Genomic DNA, 9,700 nt, shown 5'->3' on the forward strand with positions numbered 1-9,700 from the left:
ATGAAGATGAGAGCCAGAGTTTTTTAACACCTGGGTGAAAAACGAGTCACGGGATTTGGGTTAGTATAACAATCTTTCCCGGAGGAAAACAAAATCCACGCGACCTTAGTCCATGGAGTATCAAATAGTATTCATTAGTGGTACTTAGGGGTTGCTGATTAACTCTCAAAGGATTTACGGTAGTCCTGCATAGTAATGGTGAGGATATATATTTTTTTAATTTCTTCCTACACTTCCCACACTTCCCACACTTCCCACACTCTCTCTACCATTACTATGCACCACCAACAAATCTTTCCCTTAGTTTCCATACTGTCCACACTCTATTCCTTCATAGGGACTTATTATTGATTTTTTAGAGAAAAAAATTAGCTTACTTTTGTATGTTGACAAAATAGCCAAGTATTATTTAATATAGAACTATAAACAAATAAATCAACAATTTCGGCCACAATAATATATTTAACCTTAAGATATATTTTATGAAAAAGTCTATAGAAAATAAGTCTACTGTTACTCATCCATTAAAGAGATTTGTAACTAGAGATGCCTTGGCATTTCATTTAGGAATTAAATCAGACAATATCTACAAAATAAGCTGTTGGAAATATGTGATTCATGTTGTAGGAAAGAGCAAAAGTAGATTTGTCAGTTATGCTGATATGCCACCAGTTTTAGGAGTAGAGAAACCAAGAAAAGCTGATTTTGCTAAATGGCGCAAGCGAATAAAAACTAGAAAGCAAAAGTATGTACCTAAATTTTGGGTACAGTTTTATGTAAAAAAGATTGAAGATTCTAATTCAATTCAAAATTTATTAAAATGGGAGAATTTAGTAAAACAATGTAGGTCATTAATATCATTAGAAGGAATCAAAAAAATTGATAATGCTTTAGCTAAAGAAAAGTCTCGATTAGAAAAACTCAGTCACAAAAAATTGTGAAATAAAACTTGATATGAAAAATATTGATTGCTATTTTACTAATTGCTAAGTTTGGTGAAATAGCAATTGATTGAAATAGTAAAATTAATTAACTTATATTTTTGTAGATTTAAACAAAGCGATCGCTGAAACAAAAAAAATATAAAATGCCACTAAAGTTAATCTGACAACAATAGAAAATTAAGCTCTAGAGAGAAAAAAGCCAAAGTAAGTAGACTAAGCTAAAAAAAAAGACGTTATACTAAATCTCAAAAGTATTACTATATTTTCTGGAAAGTAGGGAGTTGGGAGTAGGGAACTGAAGTATTGAGGAAGGTCTGACGTTATTTTAAGGAATTAATATTACCGAATAATTAAGGTCTAAAGCCTCTCCTTTTAAGGATAAAAAAGAAAAAAAATCATTTTACTCAATCCTATCCATTTTAAGGAGAGGTAATTATTAGAGGAACGAGAATTATAGAGGAGGTAGGAGTCAGCATTTTCCATTGGTTTTTCTGCCGTTGTCTGCCGAAAATACTAACTTTTTGAGCTTTATAAGTGCGAAAAGCTGGTACTTTTTCGGATAAAAAAGGCTAATACCTTTATATGTCAATGCTTTTATGATTATTGAGTAAGCCCTAATTAGTTGTTGATTTGACATCCTCTCCGGCCTGTTAGCGTTAGCGTAGCTCCTCCGTTTGCGTAGCATTCCGAAGGAAAGGAGGCAAGAGGCAGGCACGGAGATTCCTACCGAGCCGTAGCCCCTCGGCGAGTTGACGTTTTGCTGGCGCAAAGCTCCGCTAACAGAGGCTGCCGCTACCTTGACGGTAGTCTTACGCTTGCCTCCACGTCCGTTTAGTGTCTCGGACTGCCCGCCCGCGACTAATATATTTATCGCTGCATTCTCATTTCTATCGTGTTTTGTACCACAGTTGAGACACTCCCATTCTCGCACCTGAATGTCTAACTTCCCACCTCTAAACCCACAATCTGAACAAACTTGAGATGTTAGTTCCCAACGACTAATTACTCTCAAATCACGACCATATTTTTCTGCTTTTCCTTCTAGCAATGTCCGTATGGGTCTCCAACCTAAATCCAACCTAAATCTGATCTAGCTCTGGATAATTTACGGTCTTCTAAAACAACTGTTTGGTTTTCACGAATTATTTTAGTAGATAATTTATGCAGAAAATCTGTTCTTATATCTTTTAATTTAGCATGAAATTTAGCAACTCTAGCCCGTGCTTTTTCATACCTTTTAGAGCCTGGAGTTTTATGAGATAATAACTTACTTAATTTTTGGTACTTTTTAATTCGTTTTTTGAGTGGTTTAGGAGCATCAATCTTTGTACCGTCACTCAATGTAGCAAAGGTAGATATGCCTAAATCTATACCTACTGAATTATCAGTTTGAGGTAATATTTCTGGTTGTATTTCTACTACAAAACTCAAGAAATATCTAGTAGGGGCGATTCGCATAGATGCCCCTACAATCTTTGATTACTGTGACTGATGATGGAGCAGCAGGTAATTCTCACAGGCGAAACTATTTTCAGCTTTCCAATCTTAGCGTTGCTAGGAACTTTATGTTTACCAACTTTAAATCCTCCCTTTGTGAACCTAGCAGTTTGCGCGTGACTTTCTACTTTTAAATCGCGGAGCGTTGCGAGGAACGAAGCAATCTGGAGGTTTAATAGGTCTACCTTTTATCTGACCTTTTGTCGATTTAAAAAAGTTAGAGCAACGCCTGGTTTAAATCATTCAAAGATTGCTGCAATGGTATAGCATAAATCTCTAATAACCACTCTCTATTTTCAGTTTTTTAGCTTGAGTAATAAAAAGCTTTTGTAGTTCAGATAAGTCAGGTTTCTTTTATCCTGATTTATACTTTTCTTGGCAGAAAGCTAGACTATCATTCCAAACCACACGGACACAATCAAATAGCTTTGCTAATCGGTATTTCTGTCCTGGTGTGGGATAGATACGATACTTAAATCTAGCTTTCATAATTTGACTCTTAAACTAACAACATGATAACATATTTATTGAAATAAAATAAACTAAAAAGTCGCCCTTCTAGGGCGAGGCTTTAAACCCAATTTTCTGGTAATTCCATCCAACAGTTTATATATCGCAGATATTCTACAATTAAAACCTTTTTTCCTCTTTCCAATCCGTTTTAGGGAGAGGTAATTATCCATTATCCATTAATGAACTATTCCCCGTTCCCTGCTCCATCAGGGTCTGCAATATTTTATGAAATTGGTATTAAGTAGGACAATATCTACTCCCCATATTGACCAAATTGCCTCAAAATTAAAGAGTATAGATATAGTCAAGGAATAAGGAGTAGACCATGCGACTATTACACACCATGCTGCGAGTCAACAACTTAGAAGAATCCCTCAAATTCTACTGCGATGTCCTCGGTATGAAACTACTACGCCAAAAAGACTATCCTGGTGGCGAATTTACTCTGGCCTTCGTTGGTTATGGTGATGAGTCAGACCATACAGTATTAGAACTGACCTATAACTGGGGTACCGATAAATACGATTTGGGCGACGCTTATGGCCATATTGCCTTGGGTGTTGATGATATTTATGGCACTTGTGCACAAATCAGAGCACAAGGAGGCAAAATTACCCGTGAACCGGGGCCAATGAAACATGGCTCCACAGTTATTGCCTTTGTGGAAGACCCAAATGGATATAAAGTAGAGCTAATTGAGTTAAGTAGTCGTAGTAGCAGCTCAGAAAAAGAAGTTGTAACTAGCACTAATTAAAAAGTAGGGAAGAGGGAGAAGAGAAGAAGTTAAGGAAGTCAGAAGTTCAGAAGTAGTTTTTGTCAGGGGGACTAGAGTAACCCTCCAAAAACATTTCGCCCTAAAAGGAGGGGTAAATGACACAATTATTTTGATAATAAATAATTAGTAATCAGCTCAAAGCTAAATGCTGTTTTTAGCTATCTTTCTTTAATCTGAAAAACTCAGAGAAGTTTGATTTGTAGCAAATATTTTAGCTTGACAAATATAAAGCTAAAATCTATTAACTTCTGTCATAATTTGGCAAAATCATACAATTATTGAAAGGATAAAAATCAAACAGTTTGGAGTGAAATCCAAAATATATCTTCCTTCTTCCTTTCCCTAGGAAATACTAGGCAAGTAAGCTCCAGCAAGGTTAAACCGACCTACCATATAGCCATAATTTTATTTAATTATCACAGGACTTATGCAAAAACTCTATATCTATTAAATTAAAACTATAGTGCCACACTATATATAGAGTTGATCGGTCAAAAATCCGTAAGTGCTGTACCAGAAAAAATCTCACAGGAAAAAATTTAAAATAGTTCAAATGCAGCCAACTGACCCAAGCAAATTTACAGAACAAGCCTGGGATGCTATAGTAAAATCCCAAGATGTTGCCAAACGCTACCAAAACCAACAACTAGAAGTAGAACACTTAATTATTGCTCTCCTAGAACAACAAGGCACAGCTAATAAAATTTTAAACCGTTCTGGTATAGAAGCAGAACGCCTTCTGCAACAAATAGACGCTTTTGCTAAACGCCAACCTAAAGTCGGTAGTATAGAACACCTCTACCTAGGGCAAGGTCTGGAAATTTTTCTAGACCTCGCTGATGAAGCTAGAGAAAAATGGGAAGATAAATTTATTGCTGTTGAACATCTTCTACTCGCCTTTCACCAAGATAAACGTCTGGGTAATAAACTTATTGGTGGTGGTACTCCCCAACTACCAACTCGCCCTGGTTTTGAACGCCCCCAAACTACTCCAAAAGTTGAATTTGAAGAACTAGAGGCAACTATTAAAGCAGTTCGAGGTAGTAGTAAAGTCGAAGACCAAAACCCAGAGGCGACTTATGATGCTTTGGAAAAATATGGGCGCGACCTGACAGAGTTAGCTAAAGCAGGTAAACTTGACCCGGTTATTGGTAGAGATGAAGAAATTCGCCGAGTGGTTAGTTGTTTATCCCGTCGGACAAAAAATAATCCCGTACTTATTGGGGAACCAGGGGTGGGCAAAACAGCGATCGCCGAAGGTTTAGCTCAACGTATTGTGAATGGGGATGTGCCAGAGTCTCTGAAAGAACGGCAACTTATTAGTCTTGATATGGGTAGTCTCATTGCAGGGGCAAAGTTTAGAGGAGAATTTGAAGAACGTCTCAGATCGGTTTTGCGGGAAGTTACCCACTCGGACGGTCAAATTATTTTATTTATTGACGAACTACATACGGTTGTTGGTGCAGGTTCGGGTGGCGGTAGTGGTTCGGGGGTAGATGCGGGAAATTTGCTCAAACCAATGCTTGCTCGTGGGGAACTTCGTTGTATCGGAGCTACGACTATTGATGAATATCGCAAACATATAGAAAAGGATGCTGCTTTAGAACGTCGGTTTCAAAAGGTAGAGGTTGGTCAACCTAGCGTTGAGGATACTATTTCTATTTTGCGGGGGTTGAAAGACCGTTACGAAACTCACCACGGTGTGAAAATTACTGATGCTGCTTTGGTTGCTGCTGCTACTTTGTCTAACCGTTATATTTCTGACCGCTTTTTGCCAGATAAGGCGATCGACTTGGTGGATGAAGCTGCTGCTCAATTAAAAATGGAAATTACTTCTAAACCAGTAGAGTTAGAAGCTATTGACAGACGGATAATGCAGTTGGAGATGGAGAAACTTTCCATTGAAGGAGAGTTGCAAGGTACTAATAAAAATAAAAATGCTGAAGCTACCTCACCTGTAAAAGTATCTCCAGCTTTACAACGCATTACCAATGAAATTAACTCCTTGAAGAAAAAACAGGAAAAATTTTCCTCTCAATGGTCTGGGGAAAAAGAGTTGTTAAATGCTATTAACTCCCTCAAAGCAGAAGAAGATAAAATAAAAGTACAAATAGAACAAGCAGAACGAGCTTACGATCTGAATACGGCAGCTCAATTAAAATATGGGCAACTAGAAACTGTACATCGCGATCGCGAGGCTAAGGAAGCAGAATTATTAAAGGTTCAAGCTCAAGGTTCATCCCTCCTCCGGGAACAAGTTACAGATGCGGACATTGCCACTATCGTTGCTAAGTGGACTGGTATTCCGGTAAATCGTTTATTGGAGTCGGAACGCCAAAAATTGCTCCAACTAGAAAAACATCTACATCAAAGAGTAATTGGTCAGTCTGAAGCTGTGGAAGCTGTAGCAGCAGCTATTAGAAGGGCAAGAGCAGGAATGAAAGACCCAGGACGACCTATTGGTTCGTTTATGTTTTTAGGTCCGACTGGAGTTGGTAAAACTGAGTTAGCACGGGCGTTAGCAGGGTTTTTGTTTGACCGGGAAGATGCTTTAGTGCGAATTGATATGTCGGAATATATGGAGAAACACGCCGTTTCTCGGTTGGTGGGTGCCCCCCCTGGATATGTGGGTTATGACCAAGGGGGTCAGTTATCGGAGGCAGTAAGGCGACATCCTTATTCTGTGGTTTTGTTTGATGAAGTGGAGAAGGCACACCCAGATGTATTTAATGTGTTATTACAGGTATTGGATGATGGTAGGATTACTGATTCTCAAGGAAGAGTAGTTGATTTTAGTAATACTGTAATTGTAATGACAAGTAATATCGGTAGTGAGTATATTCTGGATGTAGCAGGAGATGATTCTAAATATGAGGAAATGTATAAACGAGTAATGGGAGGATTGAGAAAACATTTCCGCCCAGAATTTTTAAACAGGGTGGATGAGATTATATTATTCCACACTTTAAGGAAGAGTGAATTACGTCAAATTGTGGAGATTCAAGTGAAGAGAATTGAACGATTATTAGGGGAACAAAAAATTAGTTTGAAATTAACTGCTGCCACATTAGACCACATTGCTGAAGTTGGATATGACCCAGTTTATGGAGCGAGACCTTTAAAGCGGGCAATTCAAAGAGAATTAGAAAATCCTCTAGCAAATCAAATTTTAGAGAATAAATTTGTTGGTGGGGATGTTGTAGTAATTGATTGTTTAGATGGGGGTTTAGTGTTTGGGAAAAAAGATGAGTTGGAATTGGTAAAAAGGTAATCATGGTAGGGGTGAATACCTATTCGCCCCTACATTCTTGCTGCGAATATATAGTGAGAGCTTTTTTCTCGCGAGTAAAAGTTATTATGATGAAGCCAGATTTGAATAGTATGAATAAAACTAAACTTAGAGCTTATGTTAATGATAATTAGACCAATATTTTGATTAATTATTAATCTCCTTTGATTTTAAATTCATCGGAGTTACTTTCTCTAAAATATATTCCCTTTGCGATTCATCAAACAATCTTTCAAATTTAGTGGAACTTGCTTTTTCAATTTTTCGAGATACATCTTTCTTCCAATGTTCTCTTTGTAAGCTAACATTACTAGCTGTCTCCCCATAAGTTGACAACATATTTTCCTCAAATTCGACATCCATAAAGTTACAAAGCTTTACCAATTGATTCTGAGTATCTTCTACCAAGTCTTCATATTTAACCATAACATGATTCGGCTTATCTAAGTGCTTCTGGCTAGCAGCAATAGCCCTCATCCATTTATCCATAGCAGTATCTACATCATTATATGGCTTCCAAATTTTAGGATATTTTTGGGCTAATTAATATGTATTAGATTTTGCTCGCGACCAAAGAATACAATATTTTCAAAGCCATCGCCTCGTTTGGGATTACGAGGAATCAAGCCTGGTTGAGACCAATGTGGTATAAAGTAACTCCCCCAAAGTTTCCGAAACCTCAAAGCCTCCATCAAATTTACCATAACTCTTTCCGCACCACCGCCGTAGAGCAACCGGAGATAAATAGCAATATCTGGTCTATTTTCTGGCATAATTGTAATTCTTAAATCTTAGCAAAGTTAGTATAATTTCTCAATTTTTAACATCTTAAAAAAAGAGCAACCTCAGCGATCGCTAATTCCCAAAAAATCAAGATATCTTTGAGTAGAAGTTTCCCAAGTAAATTGTTCCAACCAATCAGAATCAACTGATTTAACATCCCCAGACAACACTCTCAAAATTGCCTTAGCAATTGCTTGACTATCCCCCACTGGTACTAATTCACCATACTTACCATTAGCGACAATTTCTGATGGGCCACTAGGGCAATCTGTTGAAATTACTGGGATTCCTACAGCTAATGCTTCAATCAATATAGTAGGTAAACCCTCCCACAGAGAAGACATGACAAATACTGCTGCCTGCTTCATATATGCCAAAGGATTGCTAACAAAGCCCTCCCAAGCAACATATTCTTCTATATTTAACTGCTTTACCAGAGCCTTTAATTTTTTTTCCTCCCGACCACTACCCAACATCATTAGTCTCGCAGGTCTTGTCTTTCGTACTTGGGCAAAAGCTCGAATCAAAGTAGCAAAATCTTTTTGGGCTACGAAGCGACCAGCCCCTATCACTACTGGAGGTTCCCCCATTTTCAACCAAGGGTGTTCTACAGTTTCTTTTATTTTAGTTCTTGCTTCTGAAGTAATAACTGGATTATAGATAACTTGAATTTTGTCTAGGGGTATCCCACTTACATTAGCTAAACTATCAGCAGCTCCTTGAGAAACTGCCATTATTCCATCTGCCAAAGGATATAAAAATCTAGCAGTAAATGGCGCTAAACGAGAGGATTTCTGTTCTACCATTTTTGCTTCTACAGAAAGATTAGTATGTTCTGAGACAAAAATACGAGTAGATACTCCAGCAATTTTTTTGGCAAGTATGGCAATTTCGTTCGGAAAGTGCGTAGCAGAAAGTAAAACTTTTGGTTTTTTATGCTGCAGATAATTAACTAGCTTTGGTAAACTTCTCAAAGATTGAAATCCTGTTGGTAGCTTAAACTTACCGTACAAATTACTTCCATATAGATTAGGATTATCAAAGTTTATTACTTTGATTTCCTTTGGTACTTGATCGAGAAATTTTCCTTCTGCATGAGTTAATATTATTTCTACGTTAGCTCCTTTTTTCTCAAAGCCAGAAGCCAAATTTAGCATAACACGCTCTGCTCCTCCTGCTGTTAAATTTCGGAGGAAAACAGCTATATCTGGTTGTGATTTATACATAGATAGATATTGATTGGGGTAGGGTTACTCAATTTTGCTCGTAAGCATCCTACAAAATTATTCAAGTTTGGGATTTGACTATCAGGATAAAAATCAAAATTTTCTCAAAAATACTGAAAGGTAAGTTCTATATAAAGATTTATTTATAAAGATTTATTTCTGAATTAACTTACTTTTTTTAGATATGAAATTAATTAATTTAGATGCCTAGAAAAATATTTAACCCTTGAAAACCACTATGTGTTGCATTATAGTTTTCTTGGTAGTGAAATCCGAATCAGATGTTTGGTGCAATCCCTGTTTAAAAAAAAGACTCCATAAATCACTATTATTAAATAGTCAGGACTTACGCACGAGGCACGAAAAAGTAGGGTTTGAGATTGCTTAAGAGTCGGTCGCAATGACGGAAATACGTTGCAGGTGCGTAAGTCCTAATGGTATTGAGCAATGAGTCTAGGGGTCATTTCAGTTATCAGTTATCAGTACCTCGCAGCTAAAGCTAGAGCCTTGAAATACTGAAGTTGATTTTTTTCATCCCCTTGAAAGGGGAGGCGCATACCCCAATTTTTCAGTAATTGGTTAAAAGTTAATAAATAACAGTGCGAGCTTCTAGCTCGCCAGTATAATTAAATGATAAATTTTAGATTAGGAAAATAGAAAAGTTATGAAATTA

At 37.1% G+C, this 9,700-nt stretch carries 9 protein-coding genes; 3 read left to right on the plus strand and 6 right to left on the minus strand.

All coding sequences use genetic code 11. The features are described 5' to 3' along the window. Positions 1–482 precede the first annotated feature (482 nt). Entirely contained in the window at positions 483–941 is a 459-nt protein-coding gene (locus F6K22_RS19575; protein ID WP_293101430.1) for a hypothetical protein, read from the plus strand. Between the two features lie 472 nt (positions 942–1,413). Here the strand turns inward: F6K22_RS19575 and F6K22_RS19580 are convergent, their stop codons facing one another. The 3 genes from F6K22_RS19580 to F6K22_RS19590 form a co-directional block, all read right to left on the minus strand. Beyond that, positions 1,414–2,022, minus strand: a complete 609-nt coding sequence (locus F6K22_RS19580; protein WP_363273948.1) for a zinc ribbon domain-containing protein — start codon at positions 2,020–2,022, stop codon at positions 1,414–1,416. Further along, the gene (locus tag F6K22_RS19585) at positions 2,013–2,402 is read right to left on the minus strand and encodes an RNA-guided endonuclease InsQ/TnpB family protein (protein WP_293101433.1); all 390 of its coding nucleotides are present in this window, start codon (positions 2,400–2,402) and stop codon (positions 2,013–2,015) included. The genes F6K22_RS19580 and F6K22_RS19585 overlap by 10 nt, the downstream gene beginning before the upstream one ends. A 393-nt stretch (positions 2,403–2,795) precedes the next feature. Continuing rightward, positions 2,796–2,930, minus strand: coding sequence for a helix-turn-helix domain-containing protein (locus F6K22_RS19590; RefSeq protein WP_293101436.1), 135 nt, complete (start codon positions 2,928–2,930; stop codon positions 2,796–2,798). A gap of 349 nt (positions 2,931–3,279) precedes the next feature. Between F6K22_RS19590 and gloA the strand changes: the two genes are divergently transcribed. Beyond that, positions 3,280–3,708, plus strand: coding sequence for a lactoylglutathione lyase (gene gloA / locus F6K22_RS19595; RefSeq protein WP_293101439.1), 429 nt, complete (start codon positions 3,280–3,282; stop codon positions 3,706–3,708). A gap of 574 nt (positions 3,709–4,282) precedes the next feature. Next, positions 4,283–7,000 carry an ATP-dependent chaperone ClpB gene (gene clpB, locus F6K22_RS19600; protein ID WP_293101442.1) on the plus strand — a complete coding sequence of 906 codons (2,718 nt, stop codon included), beginning with the start codon at positions 4,283–4,285 and terminating at the stop codon, positions 6,998–7,000. A 165-nt stretch (positions 7,001–7,165) separates the two neighbouring features. Here clpB and F6K22_RS19605 read toward each other — a convergent pair whose 3' ends face one another. The 3 genes from F6K22_RS19605 to F6K22_RS19615 form a co-directional block, all read right to left on the minus strand. Further along, positions 7,166–7,540 (minus strand): sulfotransferase, encoded by a 375-nt coding sequence (locus tag F6K22_RS19605; protein WP_293101455.1) that lies wholly within the window; start codon positions 7,538–7,540, stop codon positions 7,166–7,168. Between the two features lie 17 nt (positions 7,541–7,557). Then, positions 7,558–7,791, minus strand: a complete 234-nt coding sequence (locus tag F6K22_RS19610; protein WP_293101446.1) for a hypothetical protein — start codon at positions 7,789–7,791, stop codon at positions 7,558–7,560. 72 nt (positions 7,792–7,863) lie between these two features. Then, complete coding sequence (locus tag F6K22_RS19615; protein WP_293101449.1) at positions 7,864–9,027, minus strand: glycosyltransferase; 1,164 nt, start codon at positions 9,025–9,027, stop codon at positions 7,864–7,866. Positions 9,028–9,700: the final 673 nt, after the last annotated feature.

The organism is Okeania sp. SIO2F4 (genome assembly GCF_010672385.1).
Classification (GTDB): Bacteria; Cyanobacteriota; Cyanobacteriia; order Cyanobacteriales; family Microcoleaceae; genus Trichodesmium.

What these genes read in the sequence shown, in the direction of transcription:
- F6K22_RS19575 (WP_293101430.1), top strand. Translation starts at nt 483, where the DNA reads ATGAAAAAGTCTATAGAAAATAAGTCTACTGTTACTCATCCATTAAAG.
- F6K22_RS19585 (WP_293101433.1), bottom strand. Translation starts at nt 2,402, where the DNA reads ATGCGAATCGCCCCTACTAGATATTTCTTGAGTTTTGTAGTAGAAATA.
- F6K22_RS19590 (WP_293101436.1), bottom strand. Translation starts at nt 2,930, where the DNA reads ATGAAAGCTAGATTTAAGTATCGTATCTATCCCACACCAGGACAGAAA.
- gloA (WP_293101439.1), top strand. Translation starts at nt 3,280, where the DNA reads ATGCGACTATTACACACCATGCTGCGAGTCAACAACTTAGAAGAATCC.
- clpB (WP_293101442.1), top strand. Translation starts at nt 4,283, where the DNA reads ATGCAGCCAACTGACCCAAGCAAATTTACAGAACAAGCCTGGGATGCT.
- F6K22_RS19610 (WP_293101446.1), bottom strand. Translation starts at nt 7,791, where the DNA reads ATGCCAGAAAATAGACCAGATATTGCTATTTATCTCCGGTTGCTCTAC.
- F6K22_RS19615 (WP_293101449.1), bottom strand. Translation starts at nt 9,027, where the DNA reads ATGTATAAATCACAACCAGATATAGCTGTTTTCCTCCGAAATTTAACA.